Genomic DNA, 17,286 nt, shown 5'->3' with positions numbered 1-17,286 from the left:
CAGGCCTTAGAAGAAGACCACGTAGACGGCTGCCGCGACGATAAAGCGGTAGATAGCGAACGGAATAAACGAGATACGTTTAATCAGCTGCAAGAAGGTTTTAATCGCGATCAGCGCCACGACGAAGGCCATGATAAAGCCGACGGCGAACATCGGGATATCACCCGCATTGAGGAAGCCAATGCTCTTGTAGACATCCAGTACAGTGGCGCCCATCATCATCGGCACTGCCAGCAGGAAAGAAAATTCGGAGGCCGCATAGCGGCTGACGCCCATCAGCATCCCGCCGGAAATCGTCGCCCCGGAACGGGAAAAGCCCGGCCACAGCGCCAGACACTGGAAGCAGCCGATAGCGAACGCCTGACGATAGGTCATATCGTCAATCCCCACCGCGCGCGGCGTTTTCGGTTTGAACAGTTCCGCCGCAATCAGCAGGAAACCGCCAACGATCAGTGCGTACATCACGTTAACCGGGTTGAACAGCGATTTGATCAGATCATGGAATACCAACCCCAGCACCACTGCCGGGATCATGCCTAACAGGATATGAATCAGCGATAAGCGCCCGGAACCTTCACCTTCATGCACCGGCGGTCTGCCGAAATGAATACCAATCAGGCCAAACAGACGGCGCCAGAACACCACGACGACAGCCAGGATAGAACCTAACTGGATGACAACTTCAAATGTATTGGCGGTATCGCCTTCAAACCCCAGGAGATGACCGACGATAATCATATGACCAGTACTGGAGACAGGTAGAAATTCCGTTAACCCTTCAACCACACCCAATATTGCCGCTATCAGCAGCGAGTGTATATCGCCCATTCAATAAACCCTTAAAAAGAAAAAATAAAATTAAAACCCAGGCACTATGACCGGTATAAAATAGATTTGTTTAAACAATATGACGTGAAACGTTTTGTTTCAGATTACTGCCACGCTCAATGATAACCCCGACGTTAGCCGCACGCGCCACCGCACCGGGCTTACTGACTTTAATACGTACCCACGGCGAGTGGAATTTTTGCAACAGCAGGTCGGCTATCTCTTCCGCCACGCGCTCCACCAGCGCAAAGCGCCCGCCCTCGACGTGGTTGATAACCAGTTCGCTGATATCAGCATAACTTAGACAATCGCTCACATCGTCGCTGGCCGCCGCTTTGCGGTTATCCCACGCCATTTCGATATCGAACACTAATTTCTGTTCGATGGTCTGTTCCCAGTCATAAACACCAATAGTGGTGATTACCGAAAGTTGTTCTATAAATACAATATCCATCACGACCTGCCTGCTTTTTGGCTAAACCGGATACCACTTCCGGCGATTTATGCGTATTATCCACAGATGCAAAGACATCCCCTAAAGAAATCACGTGGCCTGACAGCGGCGATACGGCAAGACTCCAGGAACATAACAGCATCACTATGTAACCTATTGCGCAGAGAAAGCCAACATGCTGTTAATACGAAGATGAGCGGGGATCTAACGACGTTTTCAAAATGGAACAGCTGATGAGTGCAATCGCGCCTGGACTTGTTATCCTCGCCTACCTCTGCGGCTCAATTTCCAGCGCCATTCTGGTGTGCCGTCTTGCTGGTTTGCCCGATCCTCGCGATAGCGGTTCCGGCAATCCTGGGGCGACGAACGTACTCCGAATTGGCGGCAAGGGAGCAGCCGTAGCGGTATTAATTTTTGATGTCCTGAAGGGCATGCTGCCAGTATGGGGCGCCTGGGCACTCGGTCTGACGCCGTTCTGGCTCGGACTGGTGGCGATCGCCGCCTGCGTAGGCCATATCTGGCCGGTATTCTTTAATTTCCGCGGCGGCAAAGGCGTGGCGACGGCTTTCGGCGCTATCGCCCCTATCGGCTGGGATCTCACCGGCGTCATGGCGGGCACCTGGTTGCTGACCATTCTGCTCAGCGGTTATTCGTCGTTGGGCGCGATCGTCAGCGCGCTGATCGCTCCCTTCTACGTCTGGTGGTTTAAACCACAGTATACCTTCCCGGTTTCCATGCTCTCCTGCCTGATTCTGCTGCGTCATCACGACAATATTCAGCGTCTGTGGCGTCGTCAGGAAACCAAAATCTGGTCACGCTTCAAGAAGAAGAAAAAAACGCCAGAGCAGAAATAATCTCCGCGCCCGGCAGCCCATGCCGGGCCTGGCTGCCGCCACAAACATATTCTATTTCCCGCTTTTCCAGCCAATCATACCGGCGAAATAGAAATCTAAAGATAATCCCTTCACTACAATCACTTAGTTATGAGTTATAACCAAAAGTGATTTTTTCGCCCCCGCGCCGCTGTTTACTCTGAAGCTCTTTATAAGAGAAAACAGAACAACAACATGACTGACGTAATTAACGCGACGCCTGCGACAAGCTCGGTATCGCCCGGCGGGGAAGTACGATGGATCAGTAACGCGGCGGATGTTTCGCGGCTGATTAATGAAGGCAGCAGCGGGCGTAATAACGCGCGCATCGTGATGGGGATCGCTCTTGGCGGTATCTTCCTCGATGCCTACGATCTTGGATCTCTGGCCTTCGGCCTGAAAGATATCACCCGGGAATTCAACCTGACGCCCGCTGGTACTGGTATGGTCGCCTCGGCCATTACCTTCGGCGCCATCGTCGGCGCGCTGCTGGGCGGTTACCTCACCGATAAAATTGGCCGTTACCGCGTTTTTATGGCGGATATGCTGTTCTTCGTGGTGGCGGCAATCGCCTGCGCGCTGGCGCCGAACGAATACATCCTCACCGGCGCGCGCTTCGTGATGGGTTTAGGGGTGGGAATAGACCTGCCGGTGGCGATGGCGTTCCTCAGCGAATTCGCCAGGCTCAAGGGACCCGGTAACAAGGCGGCCAGCGTGGCAATGTGGTGCCCGACCTGGTACGCCGCAATCAGCATTTCGTATCTGCTGGTGCTCTTCTTCTACGCCGTCTTGCCGGAAAGCCACAGCGACTGGCTATGGCGTATTATTCTTGGCTTCGGCGCCATCCCGGCGCTGGTGATTATCGCCATCCGCAGCCGCTATATGAGCGAATCGCCGGTGTGGGCCGCCAACCAGGGCAATCTGCGCGAAGCGGCGTCGATTCTACGCCAGGCCTACAATATCAATGCCCACGTCGCCCAGGAGGCGTTGGAAAAACCGGCACCTAAGGTACGTACCGCCCAGTGGAGCAACTATCTGCGCCTGTTCCGCGGCGTCTATTTACGCCGCACGACGCTCTCCACTCTGCTGTCGGTCGTCTCTTCGTTTGCTTATAACGCTGTCGCCTTCGGCCTGCCAGTGATCATTTCCAGTTTCTTCGTGCAGTCAATGCTGACGACGATTTTGATCTCGCTGGCGCTGAATCTGCTGTTCGCGTTCGTCGGCGGGCTCCTGGCAGTGCGTCTGGTACCACGGTTCGGAGCCTGGCGGATGTCGCTGGCGGGCTATAGCTGTCAGTTGACGGCGCTGCTCGGCCTGGCGCTGATTGGCCGCCCGGACGGCGCTGGTGAAGGAATCGCGGCAGTGGCGATGCTGGCGCTGTTTCTCTTCGGTCAGGGCTTCGGCCCCGGCGCACATACCATGACTTTCGCGTCGTTAAGCTATCCGACATCGCTGCGCGGCGTCGGCGTCGGACTCAACCAGACGCTGATGCGCGGCAGCTCGACGCTCTCTTTATTTCTCTTCCCGCTGCTGGTGGCCGCGCTGGATACCCGCGTCTTCTGGATCATTGCCGCCGCGCCGCTGATTGGCCTGCTATCGCTGCTGCTTATCCGCTGGGAGCCGTCGGGATACGATATCGACGCCGAAGATTATCAGGGGCAATAAGCCACAGATGAAAAAGCCGCCTCAATAATGGGCGGCTTTGTGTTTTGTCACAGGGGTATCAGGCGGCAGGCAGTTCCGCCAGCGGCCAACGCGGCCGTACCGTCACTCCCAGGCTGGCGTTAGCGCCGCCTTGCAGGCGCACCATACCGGCATAGGCAATCATTGCGCCGTTATCGGTGCAGAACTCAGGACGGGCATAAAACACCTCACCACCGCGTTTGCTCATCATCTCCGCCAGCTTCGCGCGCAGCGTGCGGTTGGCGCTCACACCGCCTGCCATGACCAGACGCTTAAAGCCGGTTTGATCCAACGCGCGACGGCATTTGATCATCAGTGTATCGACGACCGCGTCTTCAAACGCGCGGGCAATATCGGCGCGCGTTTGTTCATCATCGCCGTTGTTGCGAATGGTGTTGGCGGCAAAGGTTTTCAGGCCGGAGAAGCTGAAGTCGAGCCCCGGGCGATCGGTCATCGGTCGCGGGAAAATGAAACGGCCTTCAGTACCCTGGGCAGCCATTTTCGACAGCATCGGCCCGCCCGGATAATCCAGACCCAGCAATTTCGCCGTCTTATCGAAGGCTTCGCCCGCCGCATCGTCGATTGACTCGCCTAACAGCTCGTACTGGCCAATGCCGGTCACGCTAATCAGCTGAGTATGGCCGCCGGAGACCAGCAGCGCGACAAACGGAAACGCTGGTGGGTTATCTTCCAGCATCGGCGCCAACAGATGCCCTTCCATATGGTGTACCGGGATCGCCGGAACGTTCCAGGCGAAAGCCAGCGAGCGGCCGACTGTCGCGCCGACCAGCAGCGCGCCAACCAGACCCGGCCCTGCCGTATACGCGACGGCATCAATATCTTTTGCCGTCAGGCCCGCTTCTTTCAGCGCCGCCTGAATCAGCGGGACGGTCTTGCGCACGTGGTCGCGTGACGCCAGTTCAGGCACCACACCGCCGTAGTCGGCATGTAATTTAACCTGACTATACAATTGATTGGCTAACAGACCTTGTTTGTCGTCATAAATGGCGATGCCGGTTTCATCGCAGGATGTTTCAATTCCCAGTACACGCATGAGTTGTTTTTACCTCGTTTCAATACCGCGCAGTGTAGGACCAATGACCCGCGATGTAAAACTTTGCTCACCCCTGGCGTTCACTTCGTGTATACTCTTTGTCCTTATAAAAGTCCCTTTCAAAATCGCATCGGTGCTTTACAAAGCAGCAGCAATTGCAGTAAAATTCCGCACCATTTTGAAATAAGCTGGCGTTGATGCCAGCGGCAAACCGAATTTATTAAAGGTGAGAGTTACATGCCGGTAATTAAAGTACGTGAAAACGAGCCGTTCGACGTAGCACTGCGTCGCTTCAAACGTTCATGCGAAAAAGCAGGTGTTCTGGCGGAAGTTCGTCGTCGTGAGTTCTATGAAAAACCGACTACCGAACGTAAACGCGCTAAAGCTTCTGCTGTGAAACGTCACGCGAAGAAACTGGCTCGCGAAAACGCACGCCGCACTCGTCTGTACTAATCTGTTGAGAGCAAAGCTCTCAATTCAGACCGAGTTGTAGTTGTAAGGCCGTGCTTCCGGAAGGAATGCGCGGCTTATTTTCGTTTATACACGTCATCATTCAAGCTGCCTCTGTGTTGGCTACAGTCGTTCGCCCCAGTCACGTACTGATGTACGCTCCTGAGGATTCGCTCCCTTGCCGCCTTGATGCATCCTGAATGATTTTGTGTATATGAGTCATCAAAAAACAGGGGCATATGGCTGGACGAATCCCACGTGTATTCATTAATGACCTGCTGGCAAGAACCGACATCATCGATCTGATCGATGCGCGGGTGAAGCTGAAAAAGCAGGGCAAGAATTATCACGCGTGCTGTCCGTTCCATAACGAGAAAACCCCCTCCTTCACCGTCAACGGTGAAAAACAGTTTTACCATTGCTTCGGCTGCGGTGCGCACGGCAATGCTATCGACTTCCTGATGAACTATGACAAGCTCGAGTTCGTCGAAACCGTCGAAGAGCTGGCCGCCATGCACAACCTTGAAGTGCCCTATGAAGCAGGTAACGGACCGAGCCAGATAGAACGCCATCAGCGGCAAAATCTCTATCAGTTATTGGACGGTCTGAACACGTTTTACCAACAGTCTCTGATGCAGCCCGCCGCCGACTCCGCGCGCCAGTATCTGGCAAAACGCGGCTTAAGCAGCGAGGTGATTACACGCTTTGCAATAGGCTTTGCTCCCCCTGGCTGGGATAACGTTTTAAAACGTTTTGGCGGCAATCAAGAAAATCGCCAATCGCTTATTGATGCAGGCATGCTGGTCACCAACGATCAGGGTCGCAGTTACGACCGCTTCCGCGAACGGGTGATGTTCCCGATCCGCGATAAGCGAGGCCGGGTGATTGGTTTTGGCGGGCGCGTGCTGGGCGATGCGCTGCCGAAGTACCTGAACTCCCCGGAGACCGATATTTTCCATAAAGGCCGCCAGTTGTACGGCCTGTATGAAGCGCAGCAGGATAATGCCGAACCTCAGCGTCTGCTGGTGGTCGAAGGTTATATGGACGTCGTCGCGCTGGCGCAGTACGGCATTAATTACGCCGTCGCCTCGCTGGGCACCTCGACCACCGCCGACCATATTCAGCTGCTGTTCAGAGCGACCAATCAGGTCATCTGCTGTTATGACGGCGACCGGGCTGGCCGCGATGCGGCATGGCGCGCGCTGGAAACGGCGCTGCCCTACATGACTGATGGTCGTCAGCTACGCTTTATGTTTTTACCTGATGGCGAAGACCCGGATACGCTGGTGCGTAAAGAGGGCAAAGAAGCGTTTGAAGCGCGGATGGAGCAGGCACAGCCGCTCTCCACGTTTTTATTCAATAGTCTGATGCCGCAGGTCGATCTGAGCACCCCGGACGGGCGCGCGCAGTTGAGCACGCTGGCGTTGCCACTGATTACCCAGGTGCCGGGTGAAACGCTGCGTATTTATTTGCGCCAGGAGCTGGGCAACAAGTTGGGGATTCTGGATGACGCTCAGCTTGAACGTTTAATGCCGAAACAGGCGGAAAATAACGCTCAACGCCCGGCGCCGCAGCTAAAACGCACGACCATGCGTATACTTATAGGGTTACTGGTGCAGAACCCCGATCTGGCGCCACTGGTTCCGCCGTTGGTCGGTCTGGATCAGCAGAAGATGCCAGGACTTGGCTTATTCAGCGAACTGGTCAATACCTGTTTATCTCAGCCGGGTCTGACCACCGGGCAGCTGTTAGAGCAGTATCGCGGGACAAATGAAGCGGCGACCCTTGAAAAACTGTCGATGTGGGACGATATAGCAGATAAGGATATCGCGGAACAAACCTTCACCGACTCGCTCAACCATATGTTTGACTCACTGCTGGAACTGCGACAAGAAGAGTTGATAGCTCGCGATCGCACACACGGTCTAAGCAGTGAGGAGCGCCGGGAGCTCTGGACTATCAGCCAGGAACTGGCCAAAAAATGAATTTAACGGCTTAAGTGCCGAACATCGATCGGGAAGCCCCCGACAGCCGCGCTGAGGCGCAGCGGCAATAATATAAGTACGCCCTCGCTTTAAATGTTGGCAGCTTGTCTGCCTGCACCAATCAAACGAATTAAGTGTGGATACCGTCTTATGGAGCAAAACCCGCAGTCACAGCTGAAGCTTCTTGTCCAACGTGGTAAGGAGCAAGGCTATCTGACCTATGCCGAGGTCAATGACCATCTGCCGGAAGATATCGTCGACTCCGATCAGATCGAAGACATCATCCAAATGATCAACGACATGGGTATTCAGGTGATGGAAGAAGCACCGGATGCCGATGATCTGCTGCTTGCTGAAACCTCCAACAATACCGATGAAGACGCAGAAGAAGCAGCGGCCCAGGTGCTGTCGAGCGTTGAATCTGAAATTGGCCGTACGACCGACCCGGTGCGCATGTACATGCGCGAAATGGGTACCGTAGAGCTGCTGACCCGTGAAGGCGAAATCGACATCGCTAAACGCATCGAAGACGGGATCAACCAGGTCCAGTGCTCCGTTGCGGAATACCCGGAAGCCATCACCTATCTGCTGGAACAGTACGATCGCGTCGAAGCTGAAGAGGCTCGCCTGTCCGACCTGATCACCGGTTTCGTCGATCCGAACGCCGAAGAAGATATGGCGCCAACCGCCACTCACGTCGGTTCTGAACTGTCTCAGGAAGAGATGGATGACGACGACGATGAGGAAGAGGATGACGACGACGACAGCAGCGATGACGACAACAGCATCGACCCGGAGCTGGCTCGCGAGAAATTCGGCGAACTGCGCACCCAGTACGAGCTGACTCGCGACACCATTAAAGCGAAAGGTCGTAGCCACGCTATCGCGCAGGAAGAGATCCTCAAGCTGTCCGAGGTCTTCAAACAGTTCCGCCTCGTACCGAAACAGTTCGATTATCTGGTCAACAGCATGCGCAGCATGATGGATCGCGTTCGCACCCAGGAACGTATCATCATGAAGCTGTGCGTTGAACAGTGCAAAATGCCGAAGAAAAACTTCATCACGCTGTTCACCGGCAACGAAACCAGCGAAACCTGGTTCAACGCCGCCGTGGCGATGAACAAGCCGTGGTCCGAGAAGCTGCATGACGTTAAAGAAGACGTTCAGCGCGGCCTGCAGAAGCTGCAGCAGATTGAAGAAGAAACCGGCCTGACCATCGAGCAGGTTAAGGATATCAACCGTCGTATGTCCATCGGCGAAGCGAAAGCCCGCCGTGCGAAGAAAGAGATGGTTGAAGCGAACTTACGTCTGGTTATCTCTATCGCCAAGAAATACACCAACCGCGGTCTGCAGTTCCTCGATCTGATTCAGGAAGGCAACATCGGCCTGATGAAAGCGGTAGATAAGTTTGAATACCGCCGTGGTTACAAGTTCTCCACCTACGCAACCTGGTGGATCCGTCAGGCTATCACCCGCTCCATCGCGGATCAGGCGCGCACCATCCGTATTCCGGTGCATATGATTGAGACTATCAACAAGCTCAACCGTATCTCTCGCCAGATGCTGCAGGAAATGGGTCGCGAGCCGACGCCGGAAGAGCTGGCTGAGCGCATGCTGATGCCGGAAGACAAAATCCGTAAAGTGCTGAAGATCGCTAAAGAGCCTATCTCCATGGAAACGCCGATCGGCGACGATGAAGATTCGCATCTGGGTGACTTCATCGAGGATACCACCCTCGAGCTGCCGCTGGATTCGGCGACCACCGAAAGCCTGCGTGCGGCAACGCACGACGTGCTGGCGGGCCTCACCGCTCGTGAAGCGAAAGTTCTGCGTATGCGTTTCGGTATCGACATGAACACCGACCACACGCTGGAAGAAGTGGGTAAACAGTTCGACGTTACCCGCGAACGTATTCGTCAGATCGAAGCGAAGGCGCTGCGTAAACTGCGTCACCCAAGCCGTTCTGAAGTTCTGCGTAGCTTCCTCGACGATTAATCGTCGCGAGTAGACAATAAACAGCAAAAAGCTCCCTGCGGGGAGCTTTTTTTATATCTGCGATTCAGGCGTGATTACCGCCCTCGCCCCGCCAGCGCCTCATCCAGTTCGCGATAAGACTCAACCAGCTTATCCAATGTCGCCCGGTTCAAGCCACTGGGATTAGGCAGCACCCAGACTTCGGTTTCGCCGATAGTCACTTCCTGTTTACCCCACTTAGCGCCACGTACCCTGAACGCCTGCTCAAAGGCCTGTTTACCGAGCACCGCCAGTGCCTGCGGCTGATAGCTTTGGATTTTGCTTATCAGCTCCTGAGCGCCGCTACGTAGCTCCTGCAGGGCGACTTCGCTGGCCTGCACCGTCGGCCTCTCAACCAGCATGGTGATGCCGCAGCCAGTATCCAGCAGATGCAATTCTTCTTCCGGCTTCAACTGGCGTTTGGTAAAACCGGCCTGATGGATAACCTTCCAGAACCGATTGCCAGGATGAGCAAAGTGGAAACCCGTATGCGCGGAGGACTTCCCCGGATTGATCCCACAGAAAACGACCCGCAGACCCGGGGCCAGGATATCGCTAATCATAACTTCTCCGGCTTAATGGCTAAAAGGCTGATTATAAAGGATTGAAAATACATTGTTTATAAAAACAGCAGCCGTGCGCTTTGCGCTGGATTGCATTCGCCAGTTACTTTATAATCCCTCGCCACGGCCCCTTAGCTCAGTGGTTAGAGCAGGCGACTCATAATCGCTTGGTCGTTGGTTCAAACCCAACAGGGGCCACCAAATATCAAGGGCTTACGATTACTCGTAAGCCCTTAGCTTTTTCCAGGATACCTGGTGGAACACATACCAACCTGCTCACGGTAACCCCTAAAACCTTATACCAGCGCCCGCAGTTCCTCGCGCATGTATGAAGAGAAGTACTCTGGATTCTTAATCACTACGCGCTCACCGGACTCAATTCGTTCCGCCCATCCAGCTAACGTTTTAGTAAACCCTGGCTCCCAGCCTTCTTGAGTGCCCCGGGCATAAACATCAGCCGCACTGGCCGGTGCTCCTAACTCATTAAGATATTTTAAAATACCTTTAGCCGTACTTTCATCCATTGGGTGCGGTGCTGAAGCTGATGTGTTCATCCCATTAATAAAATCCAGTGCTTTATCAATTACTGCTGACATATTCTTATCCTTAAAATATCCATGATCAGTACAAGTCTATAATATGGACTATATTTTGCTGAAGTATCAAAAGGTTTTTCCATTTAATTTCTATTTAATTGTTCAAATGTGAGCTATGCACAAATAGCTGCTTTTTTCTACCAGCACCTCTTTCATGCGCTCATGCAAGTATCCCTGCAAAGAAGAAACCTATCGGTTTGTTACCGAAAACTATAAAGATAACTTAAATAAAAAAGTGAATAAAATATGGGAATTATGCTCCATACTTTATTCAGCCTTAGACATGCAAGAACACAGCTATCCTGTAGCCAAAGAGCCTGGCTTCCCATCACTCACAACGCTTCCCACATATAGAACCAGTGGGTAGCGTCCCGACAAACCGTACTGAACATTGCTGCAGATACCAGTTGATAGCGACGGTCATGAGACGTTGATGGGGTGTAAGCACAGACATAACGCCCGCAGTCCGCTTCCGGCATCCCCTCTTTGACCGATAACCACGGCAAGATGAGTTGTTCCGGGGGGATACCTGCCGAGAATGTATCAATCACTTCATGCGCCAGCGCCCGGGCATCGTGACTATAAGGGCCGAACGCGATCTGTTCACAGTGTCTAAGTAGATGGTCCATTTAATTTCGCTTCCTTTTTTAAGCCTCTATTTTCCCTTAATTATGGCAAAGCTATCATTGGTAATAACTATTATTTAATGCCATTAGTGGTGGTAATTTACTTAAAAATAAATTTTAATGCGAAACTATAATGACTCGTATTTATATCTCATTGATCTAAATAAGCCATTAGCGGATGCCTACGTATCGACATACCTGCATAATGGCCCGAGCCCGCAATAATGCCAGCTTATGTATCCCAGGCGATTATGCTAATAACACTTCATGCACAATTCGCCGAAAACTCCGCCGGCAAATCGCCATAAAACCAGCCGTCGTCCCGTTGGGTGAGATCGACACGGATGGTCTTCTTCTCGCCAAACTGAAACTGCTTCACCAGTACCTTACGGGTAAAAACGCCGCCGACGTTGATACGCACGCCGTGGTGTTCAACCTTTTTCACCCTGATCGTTCTGGCGGAATAATCTATTTGGATATCAACATGTTCTCCGTGGCGAGCGATGAAAGTCGCGATCCTGACATGCCCTCCATTTTTGGAGAAAGAGATAAAAGGCTGGCTCTTTCTGCCACGCCGGCCTTTTTCTATCTTAATGAAATTGTTTACATCTGAGCGCACTGTACCATTGAACACAAAGAAGCCTCCCTTCACAGGAAAATCGTATCCCTTAAAACGAAAAAACAATGGTTTATTTCACTAGTAGGATGAATTTATAACAGAATAATTGACTGCATTTTAGAGGTAAAAACAGACGAAATCAAACGTCGAGCTGAGTCTGAAAGGGCGAAAATCTACTGATTGACGTCTATCTACAAGAAACGTTCTGCTCGCCATCCCGCACAGTATCTGACTTCGGCCAGTCCTTCTTACTTCTTAACATTCAATAGTAATGAAAGGTAAAGCCGTATCCTGACCGCCCGGACGCAACATCCCAGGCCTCTATCTCATCAATTTGCGATGGAAAAGGAAAGATCCGCGCGGCAACGGCGACATGAAGGTGAGAGCGACAGATCCACGGCATCGCGCAATGGTGAGGTAGGTTGAAGGCGATTAATATTTTTCCGGCAACTCGCGCACAATATCAACCAGTTCGCCGTTCTCCATCGCAATATATTCCCCCTCTTTTAACTCAGCTAAAATCTTAAAAAGATAGCTCCGCGACATTTTGGTTCTTTTCAGGATAAAACTGGCCAGGCTTTTATCATGCAACACACCAGAATCCCGCTGTTTTTTATAACGATAAATCATCGATTTAATCGTATCATAGCGTGAAGGTAAATTTTTCTCATGGTGCGCATCAATAATCAATGATAGCTGAAAAGCCATAATCTCCATCAGATAAGAAAAACGTTCCCGCTGAATAAAATAATGTTCAAATGCATCTTTACTACAGGTCACTATTTTTACATTTTTCTTTGCTGTGTATTTTAGTGATAGCTCAGGACCATAGTTCTCAATAATACCTAAGATCATGCCGCGGATCCCTTTGCCGATCTGTAGCATATCCCGTGTTTTACTGAGTGCGACACGTTTGCTTACCGAACCAAAGCCCACGTTGTACTCAACCTCTATCGAAATGATGCCTTCAACAACAATGACCACCTCGCCGGGTTCAATTCTGAATACGCCGTTATCTTTGATAATTCGCGCCTGGTTTACCGAGATCAAGGGCTGAATCACGTCAAGGTCGCTGTCAACAACGTGGTTATAGCTATCGATAACATCAGAATACGTTGTTTTCATGTTGCCTCATTAATGACCCTTTAAAAGAACACAGTTCGCCCGGCGCAATACAGGATGGTTTGTCTATTTTGTCTTACACTGCGCTGGATCGAATACCGTATTCCAATCTTTCTGCATATCGACCACGGTCCAGCCTTTTTGCTTCGCCTCCGTCAATCCTTTCACCAGCTTGCCGCTAGCGGATGGATGGCTGTCGTAGGCATACTCCCTCGCCGCATCGGTATGATGCACCAGTAGCTCGAAGGTTTTATAGCTCGGGTTGGCCGCGGTGTACTGCAACATCGCCAGATCGCCATCGCTGTTGCCGAAAGCCGCCACCGGGCGCTGGCCCATAAACAGGTGGATCGCCACCGGTTTGGCCGCGGCGTCATCATTGAATGCGCCTTTCATCGTTTTGCGAAGCTGGGTGCCATTATCCGTCAGGCTAAACTCGCTGAGCGCGAACGAACCGATAACCTGCTCCGGCGGGATGCCGTACATTTTTTCCGATGCCACCCGCATAAAATCAATGCCGCCGCCGGAAACGATCCACGTTTTAAAGCCATTGGCGCGCAGATAATCCAGCAGCTGGCGCATCGGCTGATACCCCAACTGGTCATAGCGGCAGCCGGTACGTTGATCCTGATGGCTGTCAAACCATGCGCTGACCCGCTGACTAAACTCCTCGGTGGTCATGCCGCTGTGGGTTAATGCCAGCAGTTTGAGCAGCCCTTTTTCGCCGCCCGCCGCTACCGTTTTCAGGTCATTGTTCAGCACGGCGTTGACGATCGGATCTTTTTTCCACTCCGGATGTTCGGGCGCCAGCCGTTTCACTTCATCCACCGCAAACTGCAGCTGGAAGGTGAGCGGCGCTTCCGGCCACAGGGTGCCGTCGTTATCAAAAACCACATAGCGCTTATCAAGCGGAATAAAGTCTGCGTCGCCTTCACGCGTCGCGCCCTGCACCCATTGTTCAATCGCCTGCTTCGCGGGCGTCTCTTTCCATGCTGGTAGCATGTCGGTACTTGCCGCGCTGGCGAAACTCATCATCAACATGCTGATCAATAATGTTTTTTTCATTGTTTATCCTTCGTGTTCCACCGCCAGAGACCGGCTCTACTTGAGCATCGCGGCGATTTTCTCCAGCGTCGGTTTGACCGTCGCGTAAAAATGGCGGAATCCTGGACACAAATAATTGAGCCCTTCTTCGCCGTCCGGGGCGCGCACGATGCGGTTTTTCGGACATTCACCCCAGCACAGATTCAAATGCGGGCAGCTTTTACAGTAGGCTGGCAGCGTCTCTTTTTTGCCCATGCCGAAGACTTTCTGTCGCTCGGAAAAGACCATATGCGCCAACTTATGCGCCTTAATATTGCCGAGCTTATATTCAGGGTAGACGTAATGATCGCACGAGTAGACGTCACCGTTTTTCTCAATCGCCAGCGCCTTACCGCAAAACGGCGCAGTAATGCACAGCTGGGAAGGGAGTCCCATGGTCTGCACCACAGCGGTTTCGAACAAGTTGACCTGCACGCGCCCCAGATCGTGGGTTGTCCATTCATCAAAGGCTTCGGTCAGAAACTGCCCCCAGTCGTCCGGGTCTACCGACCAGTCGGTGACGATCGAATCCAGATCGCCCGGTTTCGCCCGACGACTGCCGGTGATGGGGATTGTCTCTTCACGCCAGAACTGCGGTGCGGTGGTTTTAAACTCGGCGGCTTCCACACAGGGTGTAAACTGGATATAGGTCGCGCCTAATTCGCGGGTGAGAAAACGGTAGACCTCACGCGGGAAGCGGGCATTCACCCGGTTGACGACCGCAAGGGCGTTAAATGGCACGCCGTGTCGCTTCAACGCCGCAATGCCCTCCATGACTTTATCGAAGGTCGGTTTACCGCTGCGCGTCACACGAAAGCGATCGTGGATCTCGCGCGGACCGTCGATCGATACCCCAACCAGGAAGTTATGCCGCTTCAGAAAGGCGGCCCACTTATCGTTAATCAACACGCCGTTGGTCTGCAGATCGTTCTCAATACGCTGGTGTTTGGGCTGATATTTCTTTTGCAGCTCAACGACTTTCTCGAAAAACTCCAGTCCCATCAGGGTCGGTTCGCCGCCCTGCCAGGAGAAAATAATTTCTTCGCCGTCCTGACTTTGAATGTACTGACGAATAAAATTCTCCAGCACCTCATCGCTCATCCCTTTGTCGTGCGGCTGATGCAGAAGTTGCTCTTTATGCAGATAAAAACAGTAGTTACAGTCCAGATTGCAGGTAGAACCACTGGGTTTCGCCATCATGTGATAACGACGTTTATAGGCAGGCAGATAACGCCCCTGGTTCTGCAATGGCGTTAATGGAATAGTAGTGCTTTTTTTCATCGACCAGAACCCATCTCAAAGAATGCTCACAACAGCAAAAGGCCCGGACACCACGCCCGGGCCAATGTCATTTTAGTTGCCGGTCGGCATCGCCAACTGGAACCCTTCTTGTTTCAACTGCTCACGGACATTGCTAAAGCGTTGATACTGCGACAGGGTAATCGGCCCGCTGTAGCCCTCGCTCTGCGGCTTGCGCGGCGGATATTCGACGTAAGTTTTCATCAGGTTGGCGATGGCTTCGTTGAAGGTCACCAGCGTCCAGGTATGCTCGGTATAGTTGTTCATAAAGATATCGTAACGTTCCTGCGGATCCTGCCAGAGGTCGAAAATCTGCGGCACGGTCGCCACATAGGATTCCGGCCCTTTCCAACCGAGGTTGGAATCCACCGCCAGGCCGCCAGTCTTCACGCCGTTATCCCCGCGCAGGTTAAACACGGCTTTATAGTGGCCAACGCGCGCCGCGCCTGGGGTCAGCTCGTTTTCAGTGAAGTAGAACCAGGAAGTACGCGGGTCCTTGCCTGTGCCGAACAGCACCGGTGAAATATCGTAACTGTCGAAAATAATCGGCTGCCCGGCGCGGTCTTTGGTCGGTAATTTAATCCCGGCGACAGACGCGAAGGTTGCCATCAGATCGAGGCCACCGACGATATCGTGATTACGGCTGTGATCCTTAATCTTGCCAGGCCACCAGGCGATAGCCGGTACGCGGCTGCCGCCTTCGCGATCGGTCCCCTTGGTGCCGCGGAACGGCGTATAACCCGCATCCGGATAGACGTCCTGCCAGGCACCATTATCAGTAGTCCACACCACCAGAGTGTTTTTATCGAGCCCCAGTTCGCGCAGCTTATCCATGATGTGGCCAACGCGGGCATCCATTTCCACCATCGAATCGGCATATTTGCTCTTCGACATCGACTTGCCGACGTAGTCCGGATCCGGCATGTTCGGCTGGTGATTCTTCATAAAGTTGATGCTCATGAAGAACGGTTCAGAAGATTTCGCATTCGCTTCAAGATAGTCCAGCGAAGCCTTCTCGACGTAGCGATCGAAGAATGGAATCCCCACCACACCCTCTTTGCCATCCACCACCGGAGTATTCACATACTGACCGTTGATTTTGAAATCTTCTTTCGGCGCTTCTCCCGCCTTACCGGAAAGCGCGCCACGAGTGACGCGGGCAAACATTTCCCGCAGTTTAGGATCCATATCCGGGAACCAGGTCGGGTCGGCGTAGGTATAGGCGTTCAGATGATAGAGGCCGACGTATTTCATTTCGTCATAACCCTGGGCATTCGGCAGTGCGTAATCCGCTTCGCCAAGGTGCCATTTACCGGTAAAGAAGGTTTTATAACCGCCGGTTTTCAGCACCGAAGCCAATGTCCACTCTTCTTTCGGCAAACCGCCGCCCTGTCCCTGGAAGGCTACGGTAGTCATGCCGCTACGGTTTGGAATTCGCCCGGTCTGCATCGCGGCACGGCCAGGAGTACTACTCGGCTGACCATAGAAGTCAAAAAAGGTCATCCCTTCATCGGCCATCTTGTCGAGGTTTGGCGTTGGCATACCGCGGCCTTCGCCGCCGCCGTAGACGCCGAGATCGCCATAACCGGTGTCATCGGAGACGATCAAAATGATATTGGGTTTCTTTGCCGCACCATCACCAGCGCCCGCCGCATTTTGATCGGCAGCATGGGCCGCCGCGCCGGGTAATAACGAACCGGCGGCAAATGCCAGCACGCCGATGCCCTTGTACTTTTTATTCATATTTTAGACCTCATCGCTCAGAATATGCCTGATTCCACTGATGATTTGGTGAATGTCAGACAGGCTTTGAAAGATTGGTTAAAGCTCAACAATAGAGATGACTCCGATCAAGTGAAGTAGATAACCCAATAAAAATCCACATGTTCTATTTTTATTTTTCCGGTTTGGCAGTGCCAATCACCGTCACGGTTCCACTAAAGAAACCTGTTGTAAAAGCAATACTACTTTCATCGCATTTCGATATTCAGGTAGATTCCTGGTTGCTAAAAAAAGAAAACCAACTACCCACTCAAACAGTC

General features: G+C 52.7%; 16 protein-coding genes and 1 tRNA gene. 6 read left to right on the top strand and 11 right to left on the bottom strand.

Going from position 1 to position 17,286, the window contains the following annotated elements:
- Positions 1-6: 6 nt before the first annotated feature.
- Entirely contained in the window at positions 7-828 is an 822-nt protein-coding gene (bacA, locus tag PYR66_03195; GenBank protein WEF28757.1) for an undecaprenyl-diphosphate phosphatase, read from the bottom strand.
- Positions 829-898: 70 nt separating this feature from the next.
- Entirely contained in the window at positions 899-1,282 is a 384-nt protein-coding gene (folB, locus tag PYR66_03190) for a bifunctional dihydroneopterin aldolase/7,8-dihydroneopterin epimerase (protein ID WEF28756.1), read from the bottom strand.
- A 233-nt stretch (positions 1,283-1,515) separates the two neighbouring features.
- Here folB and plsY point away from each other — a divergent pair, with 233 nt between their 5' ends.
- Both plsY and PYR66_03180 read left to right on the top strand, forming a co-directional pair.
- Entirely contained in the window at positions 1,516-2,136 is a 621-nt protein-coding gene (gene plsY, locus PYR66_03185; protein WEF28755.1) for a glycerol-3-phosphate 1-O-acyltransferase PlsY, read from the top strand.
- 213 nt (positions 2,137-2,349) lie between these two features.
- Positions 2,350-3,819 carry an MFS transporter gene (locus PYR66_03180; GenBank protein ID WEF28754.1) on the top strand — a complete coding sequence of 490 codons (1,470 nt, stop codon included), beginning with the start codon at positions 2,350-2,352 and terminating at the stop codon, positions 3,817-3,819.
- A 58-nt stretch (positions 3,820-3,877) separates the two neighbouring features.
- On the opposite strand, the gene tsaD is transcribed toward PYR66_03180, so the two are convergent.
- A complete protein-coding gene (tsaD, locus tag PYR66_03175) occupies positions 3,878-4,891 on the bottom strand; it encodes a tRNA (adenosine(37)-N6)-threonylcarbamoyltransferase complex transferase subunit TsaD (protein ID WEF28753.1) in 1,014 nt (337 codons plus the stop codon).
- A 237-nt stretch (positions 4,892-5,128) separates the two neighbouring features.
- On the opposite strand from tsaD, the gene rpsU reads away from it, so the two are divergent.
- From rpsU to rpoD, 3 genes are all read left to right on the top strand, one after another.
- Complete coding sequence (rpsU, locus tag PYR66_03170; GenBank protein WEF28752.1) at positions 5,129-5,344, top strand: 30S ribosomal protein S21; 216 nt, start codon at positions 5,129-5,131, stop codon at positions 5,342-5,344.
- 236 nt (positions 5,345-5,580) lie between these two features.
- Complete coding sequence (dnaG, locus tag PYR66_03165) at positions 5,581-7,326, top strand: DNA primase (GenBank protein ID WEF28751.1); 1,746 nt, start codon at positions 5,581-5,583, stop codon at positions 7,324-7,326.
- Between the two features lie 150 nt (positions 7,327-7,476).
- A complete protein-coding gene (gene rpoD, locus PYR66_03160; GenBank protein WEF28750.1) occupies positions 7,477-9,321 on the top strand; it encodes an RNA polymerase sigma factor RpoD in 1,845 nt (614 codons plus the stop codon).
- Positions 9,322-9,395: 74 nt separating this feature from the next.
- Here rpoD and mug read toward each other — a convergent pair whose 3' ends face one another.
- Entirely contained in the window at positions 9,396-9,902 is a 507-nt protein-coding gene (gene mug, locus PYR66_03155) for a G/U mismatch-specific DNA glycosylase (GenBank protein WEF28749.1), read from the bottom strand.
- Positions 9,903-10,027: 125 nt separating this feature from the next.
- On the opposite strand from mug, the gene PYR66_03150 reads away from it, so the two are divergent.
- Positions 10,028-10,103 (top strand) — tRNA-Ile (locus tag PYR66_03150).
- Positions 10,104-10,198: 95 nt separating this feature from the next.
- Here PYR66_03150 and PYR66_03145 read toward each other — a convergent pair.
- The 7 genes from PYR66_03145 to PYR66_03115 all read right to left on the bottom strand — a co-directional run bounded on the left by PYR66_03145 (position 10,199) and on the right by PYR66_03115 (position 16,987).
- Positions 10,199-10,498, bottom strand: coding sequence for a DUF1889 family protein (locus tag PYR66_03145; protein ID WEF28748.1), 300 nt, complete (start codon positions 10,496-10,498; stop codon positions 10,199-10,201).
- Positions 10,499-10,830: 332 nt separating this feature from the next.
- Entirely contained in the window at positions 10,831-11,127 is a 297-nt protein-coding gene (locus PYR66_03140; GenBank protein WEF28747.1) for a hypothetical protein, read from the bottom strand.
- A 262-nt stretch (positions 11,128-11,389) separates the two neighbouring features.
- Positions 11,390-11,569, bottom strand: a complete 180-nt coding sequence (locus tag PYR66_03135) for a hypothetical protein (GenBank protein ID WEF28746.1) — start codon at positions 11,567-11,569, stop codon at positions 11,390-11,392.
- Between the two features lie 606 nt (positions 11,570-12,175).
- Entirely contained in the window at positions 12,176-12,868 is a 693-nt protein-coding gene (locus PYR66_03130) for a helix-turn-helix domain-containing protein (GenBank protein WEF28745.1), read from the bottom strand.
- 63 nt (positions 12,869-12,931) lie between these two features.
- The gene (locus tag PYR66_03125; protein ID WEF28744.1) at positions 12,932-13,927 is read right to left on the bottom strand and encodes an HAD family hydrolase; all 996 of its coding nucleotides are present in this window, start codon (positions 13,925-13,927) and stop codon (positions 12,932-12,934) included.
- Positions 13,928-13,963: 36 nt separating this feature from the next.
- Positions 13,964-15,226, bottom strand: coding sequence for an anaerobic sulfatase maturase (locus tag PYR66_03120; protein ID WEF28743.1), 1,263 nt, complete (start codon positions 15,224-15,226; stop codon positions 13,964-13,966).
- A gap of 72 nt (positions 15,227-15,298) precedes the next feature.
- A complete protein-coding gene (locus PYR66_03115; GenBank protein ID WEF28742.1) occupies positions 15,299-16,987 on the bottom strand; it encodes an arylsulfatase in 1,689 nt (562 codons plus the stop codon).
- Positions 16,988-17,286: the final 299 nt, after the last annotated feature.

Source organism: Klebsiella aerogenes (assembly GCA_029027985.1).
Classification (GTDB): Bacteria; Pseudomonadota; Gammaproteobacteria; order Enterobacterales; family Enterobacteriaceae; genus Klebsiella; species Klebsiella aerogenes_A.
The sequence above is the reverse complement of the archived record's forward strand: the minus strand, read 5'-3'. Positions and strand labels throughout refer to the sequence as shown.